Origin of the sequence: Alcaligenes nematophilus (assembly GCF_026344155.1) — a bacterium.
Lineage (GTDB): Bacteria > Pseudomonadota > Gammaproteobacteria > Burkholderiales > Burkholderiaceae_B > Alcaligenes > Alcaligenes phenolicus.
On sequence record NZ_JAPKMZ010000006.1, the window covers coordinates 161,825 to 184,073 of the forward strand.

General features: G+C 57.4%; 24 protein-coding genes. 11 read left to right on the top strand and 13 right to left on the bottom strand.

Translation table 11 applies throughout. From position 1 onward, the window contains the following. Nucleotides 1-17 precede the first annotated feature (17 nt). Nucleotides 18-1,025, top strand: a complete 1,008-nt coding sequence (locus tag OSH04_RS16295; RefSeq protein WP_203145236.1) for an AraC family transcriptional regulator — start codon at nucleotides 18-20, stop codon at nucleotides 1,023-1,025. On the opposite strand, the gene OSH04_RS16300 is transcribed toward OSH04_RS16295, so the two are convergent. Next, nucleotides 1,022-1,534 carry a 2,4'-dihydroxyacetophenone dioxygenase family protein gene (locus OSH04_RS16300; RefSeq protein ID WP_009461189.1) on the bottom strand — a complete coding sequence of 171 codons (513 nt, stop codon included), beginning with the start codon at nucleotides 1,532-1,534 and terminating at the stop codon, nucleotides 1,022-1,024. The genes OSH04_RS16295 and OSH04_RS16300 overlap by 4 nt on opposite strands. A gap of 432 nt (nucleotides 1,535-1,966) precedes the next feature. On the opposite strand from OSH04_RS16300, the gene msuE reads away from it, so the two are divergent. The 6 genes from msuE to OSH04_RS16330 all read left to right on the top strand — a co-directional run bounded on the left by msuE (nucleotide 1,967) and on the right by OSH04_RS16330 (nucleotide 5,862). Continuing rightward, nucleotides 1,967-2,554: an FMN reductase gene (gene msuE / locus OSH04_RS16305; protein ID WP_009461190.1), complete on the top strand. Its 588-nt coding sequence runs from the start codon at nucleotides 1,967-1,969 to the stop codon at nucleotides 2,552-2,554. Next, nucleotides 2,551-3,711: an FMNH2-dependent alkanesulfonate monooxygenase gene (ssuD, locus tag OSH04_RS16310; RefSeq protein ID WP_021447128.1), complete on the top strand. Its 1,161-nt coding sequence runs from the start codon at nucleotides 2,551-2,553 to the stop codon at nucleotides 3,709-3,711. The genes msuE and ssuD overlap by 4 nt, the downstream gene beginning before the upstream one ends. Next, a complete protein-coding gene (locus OSH04_RS16315; RefSeq protein ID WP_266108857.1) occupies nucleotides 3,708-4,562 on the top strand; it encodes an amidohydrolase family protein in 855 nt (284 codons plus the stop codon). Before ssuD ends, OSH04_RS16315 begins: the two co-directional genes overlap by 4 nt. Before the next feature lie 84 nt (nucleotides 4,563-4,646). Continuing rightward, nucleotides 4,647-4,937, top strand: coding sequence for a nucleotidyltransferase family protein (locus OSH04_RS16320; RefSeq protein ID WP_266108858.1), 291 nt, complete (start codon nucleotides 4,647-4,649; stop codon nucleotides 4,935-4,937). Then, the gene (locus OSH04_RS16325; protein WP_266108859.1) at nucleotides 4,934-5,311 is read left to right on the top strand and encodes a HepT-like ribonuclease domain-containing protein; all 378 of its coding nucleotides are present in this window, start codon (nucleotides 4,934-4,936) and stop codon (nucleotides 5,309-5,311) included. The genes OSH04_RS16320 and OSH04_RS16325 overlap by 4 nt, the downstream gene beginning before the upstream one ends. Continuing rightward, on the top strand, nucleotides 5,305-5,862 hold the full coding sequence (locus OSH04_RS16330; protein WP_083055188.1) for a recombinase family protein: 558 nt from the start codon (nucleotides 5,305-5,307) through the stop codon (nucleotides 5,860-5,862). The genes OSH04_RS16325 and OSH04_RS16330 overlap by 7 nt, the downstream gene beginning before the upstream one ends. A 123-nt stretch (nucleotides 5,863-5,985) precedes the next feature. On the opposite strand, the gene OSH04_RS16335 is transcribed toward OSH04_RS16330, so the two are convergent. From OSH04_RS16335 to OSH04_RS16380, 10 genes are all read right to left on the bottom strand, one after another. After that, on the bottom strand, nucleotides 5,986-7,284 hold the full coding sequence (locus tag OSH04_RS16335; RefSeq protein ID WP_266108862.1) for an acyl-CoA dehydrogenase family protein: 1,299 nt from the start codon (nucleotides 7,282-7,284) through the stop codon (nucleotides 5,986-5,988). A 12-nt stretch (nucleotides 7,285-7,296) separates the two neighbouring features. Further along, the gene (locus OSH04_RS16340; RefSeq protein ID WP_266108864.1) at nucleotides 7,297-8,142 is read right to left on the bottom strand and encodes a MetQ/NlpA family ABC transporter substrate-binding protein; all 846 of its coding nucleotides are present in this window, start codon (nucleotides 8,140-8,142) and stop codon (nucleotides 7,297-7,299) included. A gap of 71 nt (nucleotides 8,143-8,213) precedes the next feature. Further along, a complete protein-coding gene (locus tag OSH04_RS16345; protein WP_060186585.1) occupies nucleotides 8,214-9,641 on the bottom strand; it encodes an LLM class flavin-dependent oxidoreductase in 1,428 nt (475 codons plus the stop codon). A gap of 16 nt (nucleotides 9,642-9,657) precedes the next feature. Next, the gene (locus OSH04_RS16350; protein ID WP_088451569.1) at nucleotides 9,658-10,482 is read right to left on the bottom strand and encodes a MetQ/NlpA family ABC transporter substrate-binding protein; all 825 of its coding nucleotides are present in this window, start codon (nucleotides 10,480-10,482) and stop codon (nucleotides 9,658-9,660) included. A gap of 165 nt (nucleotides 10,483-10,647) precedes the next feature. Then, nucleotides 10,648-11,847, bottom strand: a complete 1,200-nt coding sequence (locus OSH04_RS16355; protein WP_266108865.1) for an SfnB family sulfur acquisition oxidoreductase — start codon at nucleotides 11,845-11,847, stop codon at nucleotides 10,648-10,650. A gap of 4 nt (nucleotides 11,848-11,851) precedes the next feature. Further along, nucleotides 11,852-13,117: an SfnB family sulfur acquisition oxidoreductase gene (locus OSH04_RS16360; RefSeq protein WP_266108866.1), complete on the bottom strand. Its 1,266-nt coding sequence runs from the start codon at nucleotides 13,115-13,117 to the stop codon at nucleotides 11,852-11,854. Between the two features lie 78 nt (nucleotides 13,118-13,195). After that, a complete protein-coding gene (locus OSH04_RS16365; protein ID WP_026483900.1) occupies nucleotides 13,196-13,858 on the bottom strand; it encodes a methionine ABC transporter permease in 663 nt (220 codons plus the stop codon). Further along, the gene (locus OSH04_RS16370) at nucleotides 13,830-15,035 is read right to left on the bottom strand and encodes a methionine ABC transporter ATP-binding protein (RefSeq protein ID WP_266108867.1); all 1,206 of its coding nucleotides are present in this window, start codon (nucleotides 15,033-15,035) and stop codon (nucleotides 13,830-13,832) included. The genes OSH04_RS16365 and OSH04_RS16370 overlap by 29 nt, the downstream gene beginning before the upstream one ends. Nucleotide 15,036: 1 nt before the next feature. Beyond that, entirely contained in the window at nucleotides 15,037-15,879 is an 843-nt protein-coding gene (locus OSH04_RS16375; protein WP_266108868.1) for a MetQ/NlpA family ABC transporter substrate-binding protein, read from the bottom strand. Beyond that, a complete protein-coding gene (locus OSH04_RS16380; protein ID WP_254002515.1) occupies nucleotides 15,879-16,706 on the bottom strand; it encodes a MetQ/NlpA family ABC transporter substrate-binding protein in 828 nt (275 codons plus the stop codon). The genes OSH04_RS16375 and OSH04_RS16380 overlap by 1 nt, the downstream gene beginning before the upstream one ends. An 8-nt stretch (nucleotides 16,707-16,714) precedes the next feature. Here OSH04_RS16380 and OSH04_RS16385 point away from each other — a divergent pair, with 8 nt between their 5' ends. The 3 genes from OSH04_RS16385 to OSH04_RS16395 are packed head-to-tail and all read left to right on the top strand — an operon-like array spanning nucleotide 16,715 to nucleotide 17,615. After that, on the top strand, nucleotides 16,715-17,023 hold the full coding sequence (locus tag OSH04_RS16385) for a hypothetical protein (protein WP_266108869.1): 309 nt from the start codon (nucleotides 16,715-16,717) through the stop codon (nucleotides 17,021-17,023). 18 nt (nucleotides 17,024-17,041) lie between these two features. Then, entirely contained in the window at nucleotides 17,042-17,305 is a 264-nt protein-coding gene (locus OSH04_RS16390; protein WP_035269329.1) for a type II toxin-antitoxin system RelE family toxin, read from the top strand. Then, nucleotides 17,289-17,615, top strand: coding sequence for a helix-turn-helix domain-containing protein (locus OSH04_RS16395; RefSeq protein WP_266108870.1), 327 nt, complete (start codon nucleotides 17,289-17,291; stop codon nucleotides 17,613-17,615). The genes OSH04_RS16390 and OSH04_RS16395 overlap by 17 nt, the downstream gene beginning before the upstream one ends. A gap of 106 nt (nucleotides 17,616-17,721) precedes the next feature. Here OSH04_RS16395 and OSH04_RS16400 read toward each other — a convergent pair whose 3' ends face one another. Then, nucleotides 17,722-18,912, bottom strand: coding sequence for an acetylornithine transaminase (locus OSH04_RS16400; protein WP_035269332.1), 1,191 nt, complete (start codon nucleotides 18,910-18,912; stop codon nucleotides 17,722-17,724). Between the two features lie 273 nt (nucleotides 18,913-19,185). Next, nucleotides 19,186-20,355, bottom strand: a complete 1,170-nt coding sequence (gene dinB, locus OSH04_RS16405; RefSeq protein WP_009461208.1) for a DNA polymerase IV — start codon at nucleotides 20,353-20,355, stop codon at nucleotides 19,186-19,188. A gap of 213 nt (nucleotides 20,356-20,568) precedes the next feature. On the opposite strand from dinB, the gene OSH04_RS16410 reads away from it, so the two are divergent. Next, nucleotides 20,569-22,140, top strand: coding sequence for an ABC transporter substrate-binding protein (locus OSH04_RS16410; RefSeq protein ID WP_239054954.1), 1,572 nt, complete (start codon nucleotides 20,569-20,571; stop codon nucleotides 22,138-22,140). The last annotated feature ends 109 nt before the right edge of the window (nucleotides 22,141-22,249 follow it).

Genomic DNA, 22,249 nt, shown 5'->3' on the forward strand with positions numbered 1-22,249 from the left:
GGAACAAGGGGTTCCCAATGTCGGCAGAAAATGGCTTGGATCTGTCGGTGTTGTACCGCCATCCAATCTTTCATTCGCACAGCGCCGAGCTATCTCATCAGCCGCTTAGCCGGGCCATTTCCCGGCATGCCCTGCATTGGGGTCGCGGGCGCATCAACACCAGCCTGTACCGTCGCGATATTGATCAGATCAGCCTGATGCGACTGGGCTACGGGGCCGAAGTGGAAATCCAGGCCGATGCCTTCGGGGACTTCTGTCTGGTGCAAATGCCTTTGCAGGGTACGGCCGAATTCATCAGCGATGGCCATCACAAACTAACGGCCTATCCCGGCGATATTGCGGTGGTATCCCCTCGCCACCATGTGCGCACCTTGTGGCAAGCCGGTTGCGAACAGCTGATCGTGAAAATCCCCTACAGCCTATTTGACGGTGTGGGCCATCAGACGCTGACACAAGAGGGCATGACCCGAGGCTGCGTCTACAAACTGGACCCCTGTATGGGCCCACAATGGGCCAACCTCATCCAGCATCTGCTTCTGCTACCGACGCAACATGGCGACCGTCCAGCCAACTGGACACAGCATATTGAAAGCAGCCTGGCCTTGTTCCTGCTGTGTCATCCTGCCGATGAACAAGCCGTGCAGACTCTGGTGGATGAGTCCATGGGAGCGGCGGCCCGAGCAGGGCAGATGCGTCTGCTCCAAGCTAAAAACTATGTATTGGCGCATTTGCACAGCAACATCTCACTGGATGATCTGGCGCAGGCAGCGGGTGTGAGTCCCCGCTTCCTGCATCTGCTGTGCCGTCGTCACTACAAACAGTCCCCCATGAGCTGGGTACGCAATCTGCGTCTGGACGCCGCCCATCAGGTGCTGCAAAGCCGACCCCGCCCCAACGTCACCGAGGTGGCACTGGCGCATGGTTTTGGGCATCTGGGGCGGTTTTCTGCCTACTACCAGCAACGCTTCAAGGAACTGCCCCATCAAACGGGGCAGACACGGCACACAAGCATCAAACAGTCCTAGATGAACATGGACTTGTTGATGGGCAGATTGTGCTTCTTACAGTAGCTGGTGTAGTGGTCGATCATCCAGAACACATCAATGATTTCCAGGATGTTGTCGTTCTCGTCCAGGAACTCGATAGGCGTGCCCAGGTGAAACAGGGTTTCCATGCCTTCGTCGGACACCAGGGTGTGCGTGCGACCGGGGCTTTCGTGGATGTAATGACCGGCGCGGGCCACCCAATCGTATTCCTCGTAGCGCAGGCTGCCGGACAGAATGTAGCCGGTCACCACAGCGCGGTGGCGATGACGCCCCAAAGAACCACCTTTGTCAGCGCGCATGATGTGCACCGAGGTGTTGTTGCGAATATCAAAGCTCAGGTGACGCAGCCAGATATTGGGGCCGAAAGGAATCCAGGGGGAGGTTTCCTCGGACGTATCGAAGTGGCCTTCAACCAGCGCGTATTCGTCGCGTACCTTGTCGATGCGTTTTTCAATGTCGATATAGGGTGGGGTGCTGTTTTGAGTCATGACTTGTCTCTCTCATAGAAATAAAAGCCGCTGTGTTTCCCACACAGTCGGATGCCAATCCCCCCGGATTGACCTGGTTTCATTCTATGAAGCCATTTGGCGCCGAACTATCCAGCTTTGGCACAACGTAGCGGCGCACTATCCAGTTCTGGCACTCCCGTTCCGATCGCTTTATTTGACCCCGAAAAAGACCGGCGACGAACTCCTGACACAGTTCATGCTCATGCCATTTGGCAGCTCATTTTTTCACATTCAACAATACTGATTTTCATAAGCAAATCAAAAGAGTAAGGACGCTTATCGACCATAAACACATGAGCGAATTGTCTTTCGTGGTCGCGACGATCAGGCATGTAATACAAGACATTGACTCGCACAGGTGCCCCCGTTTTCTGGCGGCACCTTGTCCTGATTTCACTGCAAGGAATTGCCATGAGCCGCCCTCTGAAAACCGTTATTGTGAATGGGAGCCTGCACCGTCCCTCCCGCACGCAAGTGCTGCTGGATGCGCTACGCGACACACTGAACGACCAACTGGCACTGGACGTGCAAAACATCGAACTGGTCAGCCTGCTGCCCGAACTGGGCGCGGCCCTGTCCACCGATGCCTTGCCCGCCCATGCGCATCAGGCCATCACCGCCATTGAGCAGGCCGACTTTCTGATCGTGGGCTCGCCCATCTTTCGCGCGGGCATTCCGGGCTTGCTCAAGCACCTGTTCGATCTGATCGACATGAATGCCCTGAACGGCACGCCTGTACTGCTGGCCGCCACTGGCGGCAGCCAACGCCATGCCCTGGTCATCGAACATCAGCTGCGTCCCCTGTTCAGCTTCTTCCAGGCGCTGACCCTGCCCATCGGGGTCTATGCCACGCCCGAGGAGATTCAGGACGGCGAAGTCACCAGCGCCGCCCTGCAACAGCACATCCAGCGCACCGTTGATCTGGCCGTGCCGGTACTGCACAGTATTCAAACGCGTTTGCCACTGCGAAACTCTGTTCTGGAGGCGCAGGCAGCATGAGCCAAATCACCTCCACCACACCCGATATTTTCTGGTTCCTGCCCACCTCGGGCGATACCCGTTATCTGGGCAAATCCGACTTTGGCCGCGCGCCTACCAACGAGTATCTGCGCAGCATTGCCGTCACCAGCGAGAACCTGGGTTATGACGGCTTGCTGATTCCTACCGGCGCCTCCTGCCTGGATCCCTGGGTGGTGGCGGCCAGCCTGGTTCCTGTTACCCAGCGCATCAAGCTGCTGGTGGCACTGCGTACCTCTTTGGGCGCACCCGTTTCCAGCGCACGTCAGGCAGCGTCCCTGGACCAGGCCCTGCATGGCCGTTTGCTGCTGAATGTGGTGCCCGGCGGCGATGCCACCGAACTGGCCGCCGAAGGCGTGTTTCTGGACCACGATGCCCGTTATGAATACGCCCATGAATACCTGACGATCTGGCGTCAATTGCTCTCTGGCGACACCGTGAATTTTCAGGGCAAGCATTTCAAGGTAGAGAATGGCCGCAACTTTTTCCCGCCTGTGCAAAAACCCTATCCGCCCTTGTACTTTGGCGGCTCCTCGGACGCCGCCCATGAACTGGCTGCCGAGCATGTCGATGCTTACCTGACCTGGGGCGAACCACCGGCTGCTGTGGGCAAGAAATTTGAGGACATCCGCCGCCGTGCCGCCGCCCGTGGTCGCAAATTGAGGCTGGGGGTGCGCTTGCACGTGATCGTACGTGAAACCAATGAAGAAGCCTGGGCCGAGGCGGATCGTCTGATCAGCAAATTGACGGACGAGGACATTGCCAAAGCACAGGCCAACTACGCCAGCATGGACTCGGTAGGCCAGAAACGCATGGCGGCCTTGCATGGTGGCCGTCGCGATCAGCTGGAAGTCTCGCCCAATCTGTGGGCAGGGGTGGGGCTGGTACGGGGTGGGGCAGGCACCGCACTGGTGGGCGACGCCCAAACCGTGGCCCAGCGCTTGCAGGAATACATAGACCTGGGTGCGGACTCCTTTGTGCTCTCGGGCTACCCCCATCTGGAAGAATCCATACGCTTTGCCGAGCTGGTGTTTCCACTTCTGGGCAAACGGGCCGTCACCGTCAGTGATCGCGCCCAGACCGGCGGTGCCTTTGACGCACGCGGTGTTCAAAATCAGCAACTTTCCTCTGCATCATGAGCCAGAAAATAATCGATCTACGCTGCCGACCTGCCTTTCTGCACAAGTTTTTCGGGGCCGAACCTGGTACGCCAGAACATGCCACCGCGCGCTGGCTAAACCGCCGCGTTGGCACTCGTGGCAGCGATACTCACTTTGAAAAGTCACTTAGCCAGGAAGGCTTTCTGGAAGAAGTGCGCCAGGCCGGACTGAGTAAAGCGGTCGTCGTAGGCCGCCACACACCGTCGCAACATTTGCCCAACGACACCATTCATCAGATCGTGCACGGACACGATGAATTGCTGGGCATTGCCGGTATTGATCCGGCTCTGCAAGGCGAGCAGCCAGCCCTGGCCGAGGCGGAACGCGCCATCAAGGAGCTGGGCTTGTCCGGCATTGATATCGAGCCGGGTTTTGGTGTTCCAGCACGTCACCCCGATGACCCGGTTTACTGGCCCGTTTACGAACTGGCGCGCCACCTGAAAGTACCCGTCTTTTTGATGAGTGGCCCCACCACACCGGACCCGCGCTACAACGACCCGGCCGGGCTGGCCAAAGTGGCCAAAGCCTTCCCGGATCTGCCTTTAGTGGTCTATCACGGCTATTGGCCCAATGTGCAACAGGCCATAGGCCTGGCCTTTCTGTACGAGAACGTGCATCTGGTGCCGGATATGTACATTTTTCAGCCGGGAAACGAGGGCTATGTGCAGGCAGCCAATAGCTTTCTGTCCGAGCAATTACTGTTTGGCTCGTCCTATACCTTCCGCCCGATTCGCCAGAGTATTGAGGACTTCCAGCAGCTGGGTTTCAAGGATGTAATTCTGGACAAGCTGTTTTATGACAATGCGGCCAGGCTGTTTCAACTCTCGTAATAATTTCGATCTGAGGAACCAGGCCTTGAAATCCCATTCTCAATAACTTACCATTTTGATGAGTTTTGATAACAAGGGATGGCCATGCGACCATCTGTTGTGCTCGACATGAACCGAGATGCAGTGCGTGAAGCCGTAAGCCGTTTTCGCACGGCGAATCCACGTGTCTTCGGTTCGATACTACATGGCACCGACCAGGATGGCAGCGACATTGATTTGCTGGTTGACGCACTGCCTGATGCGACGCTGTTCGACCTGGGAGGCCTGCAAGACGAGCTGGAATCGCTGCTTGGTATTCACGTCGATTTGCTGACGCCCGGCGACCTGCCGCCTAAATTCCGGGCCAAAGTGCTTGCAGAGGCGCAACCGGTATGAGCAAGTACCGTCTTCCGGATTACCTTGACCACATACAGCAAGCTGCAACCGATGCATGCGGTTTCATAGAGGGCCTGACCAGAGAAGATTTTCTTGGGGACAAACGAACCCAGCAAGCCGTCATCATGAGCCTTATCATTATTGGCGAGGCTGCCACGAAGGTCATGGATGGCTATATCGAGTTCACTCAGACACACGAACAAGTGCCGTGGCGTAATATGCGCGGTATGCGCGGTATGCGCAACCGCATCGCCCACGGCTACTTCGACGTCAACCTCGATGTCGTGTGGGACACCGTGCAGACAGCACTACCGGAATTGCTTCAACAGTTACTTGCCGTTCGTCAGGATGCAGACGGCGACACGCCATGCTGATCGGCTATGCGCGCGTCTCGACGCAAGATCAGAACCTTGAATTGCAATGCAAAGCTTTGATTCAGGCCGGGTGCCAGAGGGTCTTTGAAGACAAGGTAAGTGGCACGCGAGCAAATAGTCCAGACTTGGTCAAAGCGCTCGAAATGCTGCGCGAGGGCGACACATTGGTGGTCTGGAAGCTGGACCGCTTGGGCCACTCAGTCAAGCAACTGGTCGATCTGGTCAACAAACTGCGCACACAAGGTATCCAGTTCAGAAGCCTCACCGACTCCATCGACACCAGCACGCCGTCTGGTCGGTCCTTCTTCCACGTCATGGCCAGCCTGGCCGAGATGGAGCGCGAACTGACAGTCGAACGTACCCGTACCGGGCTGGAAGTCGCCAAGCAGCTTGGCCGCAAGGGTGGTCGCAAACCCAAGATGAACGACAACAAAATTAAGTCAGCCAAGAAGCTGCTGGCCAGCGGTGTACCACTCAAGGACGTGGCCAAGAACCTGGACGTATCCGTTCCTACGCTTTATCGCTGGGTGCCAGCCTCATCACGCGCTTAGCGTACTATTTTGTCGTTGATTTACCCTGAGAGGCTGCGCGCTCACGGCTGACAACATAAAGGGCACGATTAATTCGTGCCCTTTATGTTTCCAAGAGGCGGCCCCGCCTCTGGCCGCATCAGCTCAACTCCCCTTGGTCCCCACATGCCAGTAGTACACAGGCTCGGCCTCGTTCAGCAAAATATCCCCCACCGACCGAGCCTTGTAGATCACCGGATTGTGCGAGGCCAGGGCTCGCGCATTACGCCAATGTCTATCCAGACGACGGGACTCCTCCAGGGCCGTAGAGCCACCCACATCAAACAGGCGCGTGGCCGCCCGCAAGACGGGCTCCACCACGGCTACTTGCGCCTGTGCAGTGCGTAGCTCCAGAGCGTCCAAAGTTTCGCGGGAGACCTCCACACCCGCCTGCCGCTGATCCGCAATGCTTTGCAAATGAGCCGCCACATCACGTACCGCCAGCTGGGCGATATAAGCCGTACTGGCCAGCTCTCCCACAATATGCTGCACCAAGGGGTCGTCCTTGGGCAGCGCCGCACTACCATGGCTAAAGACACGCTTGCGCGCCTGCACATAGGCCACTGCATCACGCTGCACGGCTTGAGCAATACCGGCCAGGGTCGCCAAATGCACCAGCTGAAAATAAGCCACCAAGGGTGTGGGCTCCTGGCGCGGAAAACGGATGATGGCGCTCTCGGGCACAAGCACATCCGTCAGCACCGTCGTGCCAGATCCCGTCAGCCTTTGGCCAAAGCCATGCCAGTCATCCAGACGCTCCACCCCTTCCTGATCGGTGGCGACCACGGCATGTACCGTTTCATCCTCCTTCTCCGTTCCTGTGCTGCGGGCCACCACCGTGACCCAATCCGCGTACAAGGTGCCCGTGCTGTAGAACTTGCGGCCATTCAGACGCCATTGACCGGCCTGCTCTGGATCGGGCTCCAGCGTGGTTTGCAACTGGCCTACAGCGCCCAAACCAGTCTCGGTTGTGGCATTGCCAAAGATCGCTCCTTGGCCTGCCAGCGGCAGCCACTGCGCTTGCGTGGCCTCATCCCGATCAATCAGCAAGCGGTCGATGAAACCAAAATGAGGCCGCAGAATTTGGGCGACATTTGAATCCGCCGCAGCCAGCTCCTGAAACAGCTCAAAGAACACCGGGATGGAGACACCGCTGCCACCCCATTGAGGCGGCACACGCAGAGCCGTAAAACCGCTATCTTTCAGCCACAGAATGGGCGCATAGGCCAAGGTACGGGTATGCTCGCGCTCTGCCGCGGTATCGGCAATGCGTTGAAAGAGGGCGCCGAAACGGGCACGCAAGGCGCCCAGATCGGAAGCTCGTGCACTTTCTGGCGCAGCCCTTTCTGGCACAGTCCGGCGTGGCGCAACATCAGAGGTCAAAACGGCAGTGTCAGTCATCATGATGTGCAGCCCTCAAGGAACCTGCGTAATGGAGGCATGACCCGCCGTCTTCCACGGCAAGGCATACAGCTTTTTGTCTCCTGCAAAAGACCTGTCGATCTGCGCGGCCACGGCAGGGGAGTTTTGATAAAGATCCACAAACTGGCGTATGCGCGGATCCTCTCTATGGCTGCTTCTAGCCACAAACCGAATCGCGTAGTACAGATCATCCACCGTGGAATACTGCAAGGCCTTGCTGGCCAGCTCGGCCTGCCCGGCGTTCACAAAATGGGCTGGATAACCTTGGACCAAGGGCAGGTCATCGGCTGCGCGCACCAATTGCGGCCCTTCGACTTCCACAATGCGCAGCTTTCTGGGGTTGGCCGTCACATCATGAATCGAGGCACGCGCAGCTGCCCCCTCTTTCAGCTGAATCAGGCCAGCCGTCTGCAAAAGCAGCAGACCGCGCGCCTGATTCACCGGATCACTCGCCACCCCAACAGAAGCGCCTTCGGGCAGCGCATCCAAGGACGAATACTGCTTGGAATACAAGCCAATATTGGGCAATAAACCATAAGCCACACTTTCAATGGCATAGCCACCTTCCTGGACGGCATTGTCCAAAAAAGCCTGATGCTGGAAATAATTCAAATCCAGATCCCCGGAGGCCAAGGCCGTATTGGGCGTGGTCCAGTCGGTGAACTCAATCACCTCGACCTCCAGGCCCTGTTTCTTGGCCTCCTTGGCTGCCACGGCAACAGAATCGGCCAAAGAGCCGGGCGTGACGCCGATTTTCAATGCAGCAGCAGACACATGGCCCGCTAGGCTCAAAGCTGCCAAGGCAAACACGGCACGAATAGAAAAACGGGCAAACAACATGATCCTGACCTTAAAAAAGGGGTCGTAAAAAATGATTCAACGCAGCAGATACTGGCTCTTTCTCGCCCTAATCAGCTTGCCTGCAAGGCAGAGGTAGCCGCCTCATCCGATCCCGCCTCCGGGGTCGAACCGGGCACCAAATGCCGCCACTGCGCGGCAGGGTGCGTGGCAGATACCCGATCTCCTTGTCCAAACAATTGCTGGCGCAGGGTTCCACCTTCATAGGCCGTGCGATAGCGGCCCCGGTTTTGCAGCTCGGGCACGATGTAGCTGGCAAAGTCTTCCCAGGTTTCAGGCACAACGATGCGGGTCAGATTGAAGCCGTCGATCTCGCCTTCATCAATCCAGGTGCTTAGCGCATCCGCCACTTGCTGCGGGTCGCCCACAATGGTTTTGTAGCGGCTACCCAGCGTGAATTGCTCCAGCAGCTTGCGGCGCGTCGTCCAGCCTTGTTTCTGGGCTGCGGCCGCTGCGGATTGAATCGCGTTGCTGGGGCCAAAGCTGATGGGTTCATCCAGGTCATACTGGGCAAAGTCCACGCCGGTACTGGCCGCAAAATGCGCCAGGCCGCCCTCGGAACTGGCATGGGCCAGATAGTCGGCATACTTCTCTTTAGCCTCGGCTTCCGTAGCACCCGTAACGACCGCTACACCCGCATAAATCTTCAGATCCTGCGCTTGCCGTCCCGCATTGACCGCTGCCTGACGCAGCTTGCGGGACGAGTCCCTGGCCGCTTCCGGGTCCCGCGCACCGATGAAAACCCCTTCAGCATGTTGCCCGGCAAACTGCAGCCCCCGCGCCGAAGTGCCTGCCTGGAACAGCAGAGGCGTGCGCTGAGGAGAGGGCGCGCTCATATGAATTGCATTGCTGCGATAAAACGGCCCTTCGTGATGCACGGTATGCACTTTCTCGGGCAGGGCATGGATACGACGCTGCTTGTCGGCAATCAGCGCGCCATCTTCCCAGCTGCCTTCCCACAGCTTGTAAGCCAATTGCAGAAAGTCCTCGGCCCGGTCGTAACGGCTGTCGTGTGCATCCAGACCATCCTGCCCCAAACCCCGCGCCCCGCTATCCACATAACCCGTCACGATGTTCCAGCCTATGCGGCCATTGCTTAGCTGATCCAGCGTGCTGACATCGCGTGCGAAGGTGTAAGGGTGATGCGCCGCCACTGACGCTGTCAGACCAAAGCCAATATGTTGCGTGACGGCTGCCATGGCCGAGACCAGCAGCCAGGGGTTGTTCACCGGTAGTTGAATACCCTCGCGCAGCGTCAAGTCCACACCTTGCTGGTAAACGTCGTAATAGCCGACCACATCCGCCAGAAAGATGCCGTCGAACAAGCCTTTTTCCAGCGTTTGGGCCAGATCCGTCCAGTACTTCAGAGTGTGATACTGCGTGGATTGATCACGCGGATGCGTCCACAAACCATGGTGGATGTGGCCGACGCAATTCATGTTGAAAGCGTTGATATGGATGTGTTTCTTGGGCTGCGTCATGGGGCGTTCTCCTTGCTTAATGCGGCAACCAGGTCAGGCGATACAGCTTTTTCTCGCCCTGGTAGAACTGATCGATTGCCTCGCGCACAGCGGGCGATGTTTTGTAGACCTCCAGGAACTGGGCAATGCGCGGATCTTCCGTCCTGTCACTACGGGCCACAAACTGAATCGCCCAGGAATCGTCCTCGTAACTGGTCAAGGACAAGGCCTTGGTGGCATCGAAGGCTTTGGATGCCAGGATGAAATACGGAAAGCCCTGAGCCAGATCCACGTCCTGCGTGGCACGTGCCAATTGCGGGCCTTCCACTTCCACAAACTTCAGGTTTTTGGGATTGGAAACAATGTCATCCGGAGTGCCCAGCAAGCCGGTTTCAGGGCGCAGCGTGATCAAGCCCGCATGCTGCAACAGGCGCAGCCCACGGCCTACGTTGACGGCGTCACTGGCAATTGCCACTTTTGCGCCATCGGGCAAATCAGCCAAGGTGGCGTGCTTGAGGGAATACAGGCCCAGGTAAGACAAAATGCCCGGCTGCACACTGACCAGTTTGAAGCCCTTGTCGCGCACCGCATTGGCCAGGTAATTACTGTTCTGGTAGTAGTTCAGATCAATATCGCCCGCATCCAGCGCCACATTCGGTGTGGCCCAATCGGTAAATTCGATCACCTGCACATCCACACCCTGCTTCTTGGCCTCCTGCGCGGCAACGGCCACCGAGTCCGCAAAAATGCCGGGAACAACGCCGATTTTCAATGGCGCAGCGGTCGCTGTGCTGCTCAACAAAACGGCAGTAGAAACCAGGCTAAACGCCGTCAGTTTTTTCAAAATCTTCGAGATAGTCATCAATCAACATCCAGATAAAAGAGAAAGGCTCGTGGCCTGGAAAACAGGCCATATCGAAGCGCATATGTGTCTTGCTAGAACGTATTTACTGACATGCTTTGAGCCATACTGCGCAACGCTTCTTCACCCCTGCAGCCATGCCCAAACACAGCTTTCCAGGTGGCATCACAAAGCACCATGACGCGGCGGACGCACGCCATTCAGGGCGTAATTGCCAATGGCGTGGTACTTCCAGCGCACCGGGTCATGCAGGGTATGGACTCGGGCGTTACGCCAGTAGCGATCCAGCCCATGCTGGGCCTGCGTAGCGCTGGTGCCTGCCAGTTCAAATAACTTGCTGCCTGCCAGCACACTGGCGCTGGTCGCCAAAGCCTTGGCCTGCGCAACGGCAATGGAGGCCTGAGCCACGCTGTCCTCATCCGGTGCTTGCTGGGCGGCGTCCACAAAGCGGGCGGCGCGGGCCAGTAGCGCTTGCGCGGCACGCAAACGCACATGCACATTGCCCACCTCCTGCAGCAGCAAGGGGTCCTGTGCGGCGCTGTCCACGCCAGCGGTAATCCAGGGGCGGCTGTGCTCGCGGATAAAGGGCAAGGTGGCCTCGAAAGCCCCTTGGCCTATGCCCAAATCCAGTGCTGCATGGATGATCTGGGCATAGGGGCCAATGGTGGTCGGACGCTCGAAGGAGTCCGTGAACGGCACAACCCATTGCGGCTGCACAGGAACACGCGTGAACTCCACCGTCCCACTGCCTGTGACACGTTGGCCAAAGCCGTCCCAATCGTCTGTCAGCGTGACGCCTGCAGCCCCACGCGGTACAAAAACCAGATACAGGCGGCCATCATCAGGCGAGGTCGTCAGCGTGGGAATCCAGTGTGCAAACAGCGAACCCGTGCAATAGAATTTGCGGCCATCCACAAACCAGCCATCCGGTTCTTTCAGCAATTGCGTGCGACGGACAAAGTCCTTCTTGCCGATCTCTGCCAATGCATTGCCAAAGCGTTTGCCTTGCAGCACCTGATCGTAGAAAAAGGCCTTTTGCTCGTGCGTCGCCCCCACGCGCAACACTTCCAACGCGTAATAGTGGTTTTGCGGGATATGGCCAAAGTTGCCATCGGCCTTGGCAATGCGCTGCACGACACGGGTGAGCACATCGGCGGAAACGCCCGCGCCGCCGTATTCTTTGGGGACCGTAATGCCCCATAAGCCACTTTGACTGAATTGCTCCACCTCTCGATGCGGCAAGATACGGTCGCGATCACGCTCCAGCGCATGGGGGGCAATGGATTGTGCAAACTGCTCGGCGGATTGCAGCGCTTCGGCCTCGGACTGGATGATGTGTACGGATGTAGAAAGCTGTGTTGTCATGGCCTCAGTTCCATTGGTGATAAGACGGCGAGGCGCCATTGAGCAGGTAATTGCCCAGCAAGTGATATTTCCAGCGCACCGGGTCATGCAAGGTGTGCACGCGGGCGTTGCGCCAGTGGCGATCCAGGTTATGAGCCGCACGGGTGGACGACGAGCCGGCCAAGGCAAAGAGCTGTTCGCTGGCGTTCAGGGCGGCTTCTGTGCTCAGGATTTTTGCCTCGGCAACAGCCACAGAAGCACGGGCGCTGCTGTCTGCATCCACGGGCTTGGCAGCCAGCTCATCCAGCAAACGCGCTGCCTCCAGCAAAACTTCCTGAGCGGCATCCACCTCAATCTGCAAGGCACCCACTTCCTGAATGATGTGAGGGTCCTGCGTGGCACTGGTCACCCCCGAATCGGTCCAGGGGCGCGCACGATTACGGACAAATTCCAGTGCATCCTGCAAGGCACCCTGGGCGATACCGGCATCAATACTGGCTTGAATCAGTTGAGAAATAGGACCCGACAGGGAAGGCTTGTCCACAAAACGCCAGCTTTCCAGCACATGGTCTTCCTCAACCAAAACCTGATCGAACACCACACTGCCACTGGCGGTGGTGCGTTGCCCAAAAGCGTTCCAGTCATCAATCACCTGCACACCAGGCGCATCACGACGCACCCAGACTTGCACGCCACGGCCTTGCTCATCCGCAGCTCGGAAAGGAATCCAATGCGCGAACAAGGCGCCGGTTGAATAAAAGCGTGTGCCGCTAACGCGCAAGCGGCCATCCGCTGCCCGAGCAAGATGGGCAGTGATGTCGGTAATCACCGCTGCCTTGCCCTTTTTTTCCGGCCCGCCATTACCTAAACGCGCGCCTTGCAGCACCGCCTTGAACCAACGCTGCTTTTGAGATTCAGTGCCGGTGTCTTTCAGGTTCTGGATCAGCGCGAAATGGTTTTGCGGGATCTGACCCAGAGAAGGGTCAGCCGCGCTGATGATGGCAAAAACCTGCGCCAGCGTTTCGTTGGAGGCTCCCAGGCCGCCATAGGCTTTGGGGATAGTGATGGCACCCAGGCCACTGGCGGTATAGCGCTCTATCTCGTCCCAGGGAAGCTGGCGCAGGCGATCGCGCTCGGCCGCAGTTTGGGCAAATTCAGCAGCCAATTGCCGGGCAATGGCGATGGCTTCGGCTTCACTGCCAATCACATGAGGCTGTTGGGGGGGCAAGGGCAGACGCGGCTTTGCAGATGCTTCGGGCAAAGCTCCGCCCTGAGTAATCCGATCATTCATACGGCACTCTTTTCAATGACTAAAAACGGTAGGGATAGGCGACGCCACTACGTGCGCCAGCCCTTGGCTAAACTCGGATCAACGTGCGCGCAGCCACTGCACGTAGCGGTCGCCGGCAAACTGCACCACAGTCACTAAAGCAATCAACACGGCAATCACGATCAACATCACCTGCGTGTCAAAACGCTGGTAGCCGTAGCGGATTGCCAAGTCACCCAGACCACCGGCACCGACCGCACCGGCCATGGCCGAGGAGCTGATCAAAGCCACGATAGTGATGGTGAAACCACCCACAATGCCGGGCAGTGCCTCGGGCAAGTAGACGTGGCGCACGATGTCCCACTTCTTGCAGCCCATGGCTTGAGCCGCTTCAATCAGGCCCGAGTCCACCTCGCGCAGGCTGACCTCGGCAATCCGTGCGAAGAACGGCGTGGCGCTGATTGCCAGGGGCACAATAGCCGCCCACACTCCAATCGTGGTGCCTGCCAGCAAACGCGTGAAGGGGATCAAGGCGACCAGCAAAACAATGAAGGGCGTGGCCCGAAAACCATTCACCACGCTACCCACCGCCCGGTTGATCCTGGGCGACTCCCAAAAGCCATGAGGGGCCGTCACAATCAAGAGCACCGCCAGCGGAATACCAGCCAGAAAGGCGATGCCCCCCGACACGCCCACCATCATCAACGTGTCCAGAAAAGCCTGCCAATAACGCTCAGCGGGGATACTCAGATTCCACAACATATCCAATGTCCTCAATGTGATGCGCGATGGCCGCCGGGCCTTGCGTCAAAGATGTCAAATCGGGCAGGCTCACATGCCCCTCAATGGCGACCAGCAAACGTCCATGTGCATGGCCCTGAATGCGGTCCACGCCACCATGAACCAGCTGCGGCTGGCCGGGCAGGCTGCGGGCAATGCGCAGCAAATCCGGCTCCCAGCCGCCTTCGCCGCTATAGCTCAATTGCAGAATGCGACTGTACGTGCCGGATTTAGGAGGCTGCTGCACCAGACGTGCCTGCAGATCCTCTGGCAGTGTGTGCTGCAAGGGGGCCAGCAGCGCCTTGGTGGCGTCATGCTGCGGTTTGCCAAACACACGCCAGACCTCGCCCAGTTCGGCAATGCGGCCTTTTTCCAGCACCAGCACGCGGTCGGCAATTTCACGGATCACGCTCATCTCGTGCGTAATCAGTACGACGGTGATACCCAAACGGCGGTTAATGTCCTTGAGCAGGCTCAAAATGGACTGCGTGGTCTCCGGGTCCAGTGCCGAAGTGGCTTCGTCGCACAGCAAAATCTCCGGGCCGGTTGCCAAGGCACGAGCAATGCCCACGCGCTGCTTTTGCCCACCCGACAAACGACTGGGATAGGTATCGGCCTTATCTTGCAAGCCGACCAGTTGCAGCAGTTCCTGAACACGCTGAGCAATGTCTTGTGCCGACACCCCGGCCACCTTCAAGGGCAAAGCCACGTTCTCGTACACCGTTTTGGCAGACAACAAATTGAAGTGCTGAAAAATCATGCCAATGCGGCGACGCAGTTGCACCAGTTCCGATTCATTCAAGCGGGCAATATCCACGCCATCCACCAGTACCTGGCCGCTGCTCGGGCGCTCCAGCCGGTTGATGGTGCGCAGCAAGCTGGATTTACCCGCGCCGCTACGGCCAATAATGCCGAAGATGCTGCCTGGCGCGATGTCCAGATCAATGTCCTGCAAGGCAGGCACGGCGCCTGCCGAGGACTGATAGATTTTGGACAGATTACGGAAGGCCACGCTGCCTGCCTTGACGACGCTGGGCTGCTGTTCCAGTTCCGCTTTGACAGACGCACTGGCCTTGTGAACCTCGCGCTGTCCTGCAGCCTGTTCGGCGTTATCGCGCAACTCGTCCAAATTACGTCGTAGTGCTGATGTGTATGCCATATCACTTGCTCGCTGTGCTGCTGCCTTGCCAGGGCAAGGTGTACAGATGGGGGTTGTGATCAAAGCGGTCTGCAATCGTGTTGCGTACCGCTTGCGACTGCTGGAACAGCTCCACGAACTGTTTCAGGGCAGGGTCGTTGACGCGATCTTTGCGCGTAACAAAACCCATTGCATAGAAGGTGTCGGCAATGCCGGAATAGACCAGGGCCTTGCCCGCATCCGCCTTGCGGCCAGCGCTGACGAAATAGCTGGGCCAGACGACGGCCAGATCCACATCCGGCAGGGAATGAATCAGTTGCGGGCCTTCAATTTCCACCAGCTTGAGCTGCTTGGGGTTGTCCACCACATCATTGACCGTAGCCCCGGTATCCAGACCATGGCGCAAGGTAATCAGGCCCGCTTTTTGCAGCAGCAACAGGCCACGGCCCTGATTGACCGGATCATTCGGCAAGGACACGGTTGCGCCCTTGGGAACCTGGTCCAGAGACTGATACTTGTTCGAGTACAGGCCAATGTTTTGCAGCAAGCCCAGACCGATCAATTCCAGGTCGTAACCACGCTCTTTGATGGCATTGTTCAGAAAGGCTTGGTGCTGGAAGAAATTCACATCAATATCGCGGTTGTTGACGGCCTCGTTGGGCAGCGTCCAATCCGTAAATTCCACCAACTGAATATCCAGACCCTGCTTTTTGCCTTCCGGGATCAGCGCTTGCACCGCATCCGAGGTTGCACCAGGAATGGAGCCCACTTTAATCACGGCGGCAGAGCTGCTGAACGGCAGGGCAGCGGCAAACAGAATGCCCAGCGTCCAACGCTGCACGCGAGAGGAGAAAATCGCCGTCATTATTTCGCCCCTCCTTGTGCATTCAGCCAGGCCAGGGTGTAGAGGCGCTCGTCGTTATTGAATGCCGCACGCGACACGTCACGCACAGACTGCGAGTTTTGATAGATGGAAATGAACTTTTGAATGACAGGATCGTTAGTACGGTCCGCTTTCACCACGAACTGAATGGCAAACTGCGCATCTTCTATACCGGAGTAGGCCAGACCACTGGAAGGATCAAAGGCTTTGGCCGCCACGATGAAATGCGGATAGCCCTGGGCAATATCCACATCACCCGTAATACGCACCAGCTGCGGGCCTTCTACTTCCACAAAGCTGAGCTTTTTGGGGTTCTCGACAATGTCATCCAGGCTGCCCAGATAACCGACCTCTGGCTTGAGCTTGATCAGCCCGACTTTTTGCAGCAAGAGCAGACCACGCCCCTGGTTCACGGGGTCGTTGGCAATGCCTACCTTGCCGCCCTGAGGGACCTGATCCACCGCCTGATGCTTGAGCGAATACACACCCACATTGGCCAAAATACCCGTGCCCGCGCTGGCCAGCTTGTAGCCGTTTTTCTCGATGGCGTTCTTCAGGAAAGGCTGATGCTGGAAGTAATTGATATCAATATCGCCGTTATCCACCGCCACATTGGGCGTGGTCCAGTCGGTGAACTCGATCACCTCGACATTAATGCCTTGGGCCTTGGCATCCTGGGCCGCGGCATTGATGGAATCGGCATAGGCGCCCGGCACCACGCCAATGCGTAAGGAGTCGGCGGCGATGGCCGGAGAAACAGCCAGCACAAGGGCACTAGCTACGATGAGTTTGGACAGTTGCTGGAGCATGGTAAACAGTGCCTCACGGGGTGGGCCTGCGCTTGCAGGCAAATCTTGGAAGCTTCTATTACATCGACTCCATTCTCCTGACACCACAACAGAACAATCATTTACTTATGCTGGCTAACTGCTGGATAAAATTACCTCAAGTTATTGATATTTATATTATTTTTGAAAATAAACTAAATACTGCCAACGATGGCATTTGTGATATTTCATGCGCGTTTCAAGTTAGCCGTGGAAGTGCAAGAACAGGGGTCACAAATGTTTTTTTGCCTGCCTCCGCGCAATTCTTCCAAACTTATATCAAGGAACTTAACTTATAATTAACTTATATTTCGTCTATGAACTCGATATTCTGGACACCCAAAGCCGCCAAACAACTGCGCAAGATCGACAGGCAACACCAAGGCGCTATCCGCGACGGTGTCGGCAACTTGGCTGACATGCCCAATTGCTCCGGATCGCAGAACATCAAAGCGCTGACGAATCACCAGTATGGCTATCGCCTGCGCATCGGAAACTATCGCGTCCTGTTTGATTGGGACGTAGAGATAAGAATTATCGACATCCAGGAAGTGAGAAAGCGCGATGAACGCACGTACTAACATTCAGATCATCAATGGCCCGGACGGCAATCCCGCTTTTGTCGTGATTCCCTACGAAGACTACCTCGCCAGCCAGACCCAAGACGGCGGGCTGATCCCCCACGCCGTCGTCAGCAGCACGATCGACGGTGCAACACCGGTTCGGGCATGGCGTGAACACCTTGGGCTGACACAGGCAGAGCTGGCCGCTCGTCTGGGTATCAGCCAATCTGCCTATGCTCAGCAAGAGAGCAGCGAGCGGCTACGCAAAAGCAGCCTGGAGCGCATTGCCGCCGCGCTTGGGATTACACCTGAGCAACTCGACTTCTAAGCCAGGAACGGCGGTTTGCAAGCCCACCAGACCCGCAAGGCTACAAAAATCCAAAGACCAAAAAAAATCCGCCCGAAGGCGGATTTCTTTACAGCAAGCTGGCCGCTTAGCCGCGAACCTTGACCAGGATTTCGTCCAGCCAGGCCAACATCAGGTCGATTTCGTCGGCCGTGATGTTCAGAGCTGGCATGAAACGCAGCAGGTTAGGACGTGGCGAGTTCAGCAGCATGCCTTCTGGAGCACGGTCGCGAGCAGCAGCGACGATTTCCGGGCCGTCGTCCTGATCCAGGATCAGAGCACGCAACAGGCCTTCACCACGCTCACCATTCATGCCCCACTTGGCGCTAATGGCCAGCAGGCCTTCGGACAGCTGCTTGGCGCGGGCGTTGACCGAAGCCAGGAAGCCAGGAGCAGCCAGTTCGTCGAACACGGCCACGCCAGCAGCGGTCATCAGGGGGTTACCGTTGTAGGTACCGCCCTGGTCGCCTGGCTGGAAGCAGGACACTTCTTCGCGTGCGCACAGTGCCGACAAAGGAACGCCGCCACCAATGCCTTTACCCAAGGTCATGATGTCAGGACGAATGCCCGAGTGTTCGTAGGCAAACATGGTGCCGGTACGGCCCATGCCGGTTTGCACTTCGTCCACGATCAGCAGCAATTTGTGCTCGTCGGCCAGAGCGCGCAGACCCTTCATGAATTCCACGGTCGCAGGAATAACACCGGCCTCGCCCTGTACGGGTTCGAGCATGATGCCCACGGTTTGATCGTCGATCAGCGCGCGCACGGATTCCAGATCGTTCAGTTTGGCTTTCGGAAAGCCGTCGACCTGTGGAGCAAACATGCGATCCCAGCCGGGTTTGCCGGACAGGGACATGGTGGCCAGGGTACGGCCATGGAAAGAGTGCTCAAAAGAAATGATCTTGTAAGCGTTGTTCTTGTTGATCTGACCCCATTTGCGCGCCAGCTTGATGGCGCCTTCGTTGGCTTCGCCACCACTGTTGGCAAAGAACACGCGATCAAAGCAGGAGTGTTCCACGATGCGTTTGGCCAGCTCGATAGAGGGCTCGTTGTAGAACGCAGGCGAGGGGTTGATCAATTTGGACGCTTGTTCGGTGATCGCCTTGATCACGTTGGCAGGGCTGTGGCCCAGCGCGTTCACGGCCCAGCCCTGGACGGTGTCCAGGTATCGCTTGCCGTTGTGATCTTGCAGCCAGGAACCTTCTCCTCGCACAAAGACCAACTCCGGACGCTGGGTAATTTCCATTAATGCACGTACACCGGCCCGATCGAATTCCATAACGGCAAACCTTGATGAAAATGAAAGAAGAAAAAATAAACCAGCCCGGCGGCTGGACAATTAATTCTAACGCAGCACACCCCCAGCAGGACGCTTATGCCTGGGACAATGGCCATCTGGCCGTGGATTGTCCCTTTTCTGGTACACATCCGCGCCCTGGCAGGCGCCAAAGCGTTTTAAGCCTGAAATCTTTGCACGGTATCGGGGTGGGAGTCGCCGGGACGCGTTTGTATAAAACCTGTCATCCAGGCGGCTTTCCAAAGATCTGCCTGCCTAAAACAAACCGTCCAGATCCAGTTGACGAGGCTGCTCCTGCGGCATTTCACTGATGGGCAGCAGAGCGCTGGCTTTCACACCCAGCAGGCGCAGGCGTCTATCCAGCACGGCGCGTTTCAAATTCTGGCGGGCGGCGGCCAAAATGGCATCCGCCGCCAGCACGGGAGCGGGCAGGGACAGGTCGCGCGTCACGGTTTTGAAGTCCTCGAACTTCAGCTTGATGCCTATGGTTTGGGCGCACATGGCGGATTTGCGTAAATCCTGCTCCAGCTTTTCACACAGGGACTCCAGCACGGCAGACAGGCGGGACCGATCCATGCGCACGTGCAGATCACGCTCGAAGGTGGTTTCACGACTGATGGATTTAGGCGTGCGGTCGGTGGATAAGGGGCGCTCGTCCTGGCCTTGAGCCACGGCCATTAGCCATTGCGCGTAGCGCAGGCCAAACTGTTCCTGCAATTTTTCTGCAGGTGTGGCAGCCAGTTCCCCGATCTTCTGTATGCCCATTTCCGTCAGCTTCACGACCGACTTGGGACCAATGCCATTGATCTTGCCCACGGCCAGCGGCCAGATGCGGGTAGGCACATCGTCCATGGTCAACACGCAGGCCCCATTGGGCTTGTTCAGTTCTGAGGCAATTTTGGAGAGCAGCTTGTTGGGCGTAATGCCTACCGAACAGGTCAGGCCGGTGGCCTGGTTCACGGCTTGTCGAATCTGCTCGGCCAGTTCGTGGCTGTCTTCGGTTTTATGGCTGAGGTCCACATAGATCTCGTCGATACCCCTATCTTCGATATGGTCCGATACCGTGGCCACAGCCTGTTTGAACAAGCGCGAATAATGGCGGTAAGCTTGGAAATCGGCAGGCAGCAAGATGGCATCGGGGGCCAGTTGCGCCGCCTTCATTAAACCCATGGCCGAGAATACACCCAGCTGACGCGCTTCATAGGTCGAAGTCGTGGCCACCCCGCGCCCAACGTAATCGGCCAGACGGGCATGTTGCCAGCTGCCATCGGGCAATTGCCTGGGCGCATCAGCACTGCGCCCGCCAATCACCACGGGACTGCCGCGCAAATGCGGGTAGCGCAGCAGCTCCACCGAGGCATAAAACGCATCCATATCCACATGAGCAATACGCCGCTCCAGAGGTTTTTCTTCTTGTGCCGCCACCTTGATCAGCCTGTTAACTGTATATATGTACACCATTATAGCGACAAGTCAGCGGTGCACCGAGAGCCACTGAATAAGCGCCGGGATGATATAAATCACTAAACATCATTAAGCTGACAGCAGGCTGAAACTACGTATTGAATCGGCAGCAAGCGCCCGGTTACTATGCAGCCTCTCTATCAGCGACACCAAGCACCCCAACAGGAGGTTTTCATGAAAAAAACAGTATTGGCTGCTGCGCTGGCAGCTCTGGTCGCCCTGCCCTTGGTGGGCCACAGCAAAACGCTTACCTGGTCCAGCCAGGGCGACTTCATGACGCTGGACCCACACGCACAGAACGAAAACCTCACGATCACAGGCAGCATGTATGTCTATGAGGCGCTGGTGGACTACGACAAGGATTTCCAGATTGTGCCCAGCCTGGCCACGGCCTGGGAACAGCGTGAACCTACTGTCTGGCGCTTTACGCTGCGCGAAGGGGTGAAATTCCACGATGGCGCTCCCTTTACCGCCGATGACGTGGTGTTCTCCATTCAGCGCGCCATGGCCCCTACGTCCAACTTCAAGGCCTACGTGAACGGCATCGTCAAGGCAGAAAAAGTGGACGACAAGACGGTGGACATTGTTACTGCCGCTCCCAACCCGGTTCTGCTGCGCCAATTGACCAGTGTGTTCATCATGAACAAGGCCTGGTCGGAAAAGAACAATGTCACCCAGCCTCAGGACTTCAACAAGAACGAAGAAACCTTCTCAGCTCGCAACACCAACGGTACCGGCCCTTACAAGCTGAAGTCGCGTGAAGTGGACGTGCGCACCGTCTTTGTCGAAAACGAAGAATGGTGGAACAAGGGCAACAAGGTGGGTAATGTCACCGAAGTGATCTACGTACCCATCAAGCAGAACGCCACCCGTACCGCCGCCTTGCTGTCGGGCGAAGTGGACCTGGTTCTGGACCCACCTGCGCAGGACTTGCAGCGTCTGCGCCAGCAAACCAAGATTGTGGAAGGCAACGAGTACCGCACCATCTACCTGGGTCTGGACCAAAAGAATCCGGAACTGAAGTACAGCAGCATCAAGGGCAAGAACCCCTTTGCTGACCAGCGTGTGCGTGAAGCCCTGTACGTGGCCATCGACATTGAAGCCATCAAGAAAGCCGTGATGCGCGGTTCTTCCGCCCCCACCGGCACCATGGTGGCCCCTCAGGTTCACGGCTACACCAAGGAATTGGCCCAGCGCCTGCCTTACAGCCAGGATCGTGCCAAGGAACTGCTGAAAGAAGCCGGTTACGACAATTCCCTGACCTTCACCCTGGATTGCCCGAACGATCGCTACATCAACGATGAGGCCATCTGCCAGGCCATCGTGGGCATGTGGGCCAAGGTCGGCGTGAAAGCCAACCTGAACGCCATGCCACGCGCCACCTACTTCCCCAAGGTACAAAGCTTTGACTCCAGCGCCTACATGTTTGGCTGGGGCGTGCCGACCTTTGATGCGCTGTACACCCTGCAAAGCCTGATGCACAGCAAGGGCGAGGGCGCTGACGGCTCCTTTAACTTTGGTGGCTACGAAAACGCCGAAGTGGACGCCTTGATCGACCAGATCAAGACCGAAACCGACACCGCCAAGCGCGATGCGGCCATCCACAAGGTTCTGGAAATTCATGCCAAGGAAGTGGGCCACATTCCCCTGCATGACCAGATCATTCCTTGGGCCATGGCCAAGAAGGTCAACGTGGTACATCGTGCGGACAACCGCATGCTGGCCCAATGGACCACCATCGACTAAGTTGTTTTCATACCCCAGCCCCGCCTCCGTGCGGGGCTGGTTCCCATTACGCTGTAGTCATCCGTTCTACACCAGCCCCCTTGCCGGGCCCTTTCTACACATTAAGGAC

What these genes read in the sequence shown, in the direction of transcription:
- OSH04_RS16295 (WP_203145236.1), top strand. Translation starts at nt 18, where the DNA reads ATGTCGGCAGAAAATGGCTTGGATCTGTCGGTGTTGTACCGCCATCCA.
- OSH04_RS16300 (WP_009461189.1), bottom strand. Translation starts at nt 1,534, where the DNA reads ATGACTCAAAACAGCACCCCACCCTATATCGACATTGAAAAACGCATC.
- msuE (WP_009461190.1), top strand. Translation starts at nt 1,967, where the DNA reads ATGAGCCGCCCTCTGAAAACCGTTATTGTGAATGGGAGCCTGCACCGT.
- ssuD (WP_021447128.1), top strand. Translation starts at nt 2,551, where the DNA reads ATGAGCCAAATCACCTCCACCACACCCGATATTTTCTGGTTCCTGCCC.
- OSH04_RS16315 (WP_266108857.1), top strand. Translation starts at nt 3,708, where the DNA reads ATGAGCCAGAAAATAATCGATCTACGCTGCCGACCTGCCTTTCTGCAC.
- OSH04_RS16320 (WP_266108858.1), top strand. Translation starts at nt 4,647, where the DNA reads ATGCGACCATCTGTTGTGCTCGACATGAACCGAGATGCAGTGCGTGAA.
- OSH04_RS16325 (WP_266108859.1), top strand. Translation starts at nt 4,934, where the DNA reads ATGAGCAAGTACCGTCTTCCGGATTACCTTGACCACATACAGCAAGCT.
- OSH04_RS16330 (WP_083055188.1), top strand. Translation starts at nt 5,305, where the DNA reads ATGCTGATCGGCTATGCGCGCGTCTCGACGCAAGATCAGAACCTTGAA.
- OSH04_RS16335 (WP_266108862.1), bottom strand. Translation starts at nt 7,284, where the DNA reads ATGATGACTGACACTGCCGTTTTGACCTCTGATGTTGCGCCACGCCGG.
- OSH04_RS16340 (WP_266108864.1), bottom strand. Translation starts at nt 8,142, where the DNA reads ATGTTGTTTGCCCGTTTTTCTATTCGTGCCGTGTTTGCCTTGGCAGCT.
- OSH04_RS16345 (WP_060186585.1), bottom strand. Translation starts at nt 9,641, where the DNA reads ATGACGCAGCCCAAGAAACACATCCATATCAACGCTTTCAACATGAAT.
- OSH04_RS16350 (WP_088451569.1), bottom strand. Translation starts at nt 10,482, where the DNA reads ATGACTATCTCGAAGATTTTGAAAAAACTGACGGCGTTTAGCCTGGTT.
- OSH04_RS16355 (WP_266108865.1), bottom strand. Translation starts at nt 11,847, where the DNA reads ATGACAACACAGCTTTCTACATCCGTACACATCATCCAGTCCGAGGCC.
- OSH04_RS16360 (WP_266108866.1), bottom strand. Translation starts at nt 13,117, where the DNA reads ATGAATGATCGGATTACTCAGGGCGGAGCTTTGCCCGAAGCATCTGCA.
- OSH04_RS16365 (WP_026483900.1), bottom strand. Translation starts at nt 13,858, where the DNA reads ATGTTGTGGAATCTGAGTATCCCCGCTGAGCGTTATTGGCAGGCTTTT.
- OSH04_RS16370 (WP_266108867.1), bottom strand. Translation starts at nt 15,035, where the DNA reads ATGGCATACACATCAGCACTACGACGTAATTTGGACGAGTTGCGCGAT.
- OSH04_RS16375 (WP_266108868.1), bottom strand. Translation starts at nt 15,879, where the DNA reads ATGACGGCGATTTTCTCCTCTCGCGTGCAGCGTTGGACGCTGGGCATT.
- OSH04_RS16380 (WP_254002515.1), bottom strand. Translation starts at nt 16,706, where the DNA reads ATGCTCCAGCAACTGTCCAAACTCATCGTAGCTAGTGCCCTTGTGCTG.
- OSH04_RS16390 (WP_035269329.1), top strand. Translation starts at nt 17,042, where the DNA reads ATGAACTCGATATTCTGGACACCCAAAGCCGCCAAACAACTGCGCAAG.
- OSH04_RS16395 (WP_266108870.1), top strand. Translation starts at nt 17,289, where the DNA reads ATGAACGCACGTACTAACATTCAGATCATCAATGGCCCGGACGGCAAT.
- OSH04_RS16400 (WP_035269332.1), bottom strand. Translation starts at nt 18,912, where the DNA reads ATGGAATTCGATCGGGCCGGTGTACGTGCATTAATGGAAATTACCCAG.
- OSH04_RS16410 (WP_239054954.1), top strand. Translation starts at nt 20,569, where the DNA reads ATGAAAAAAACAGTATTGGCTGCTGCGCTGGCAGCTCTGGTCGCCCTG.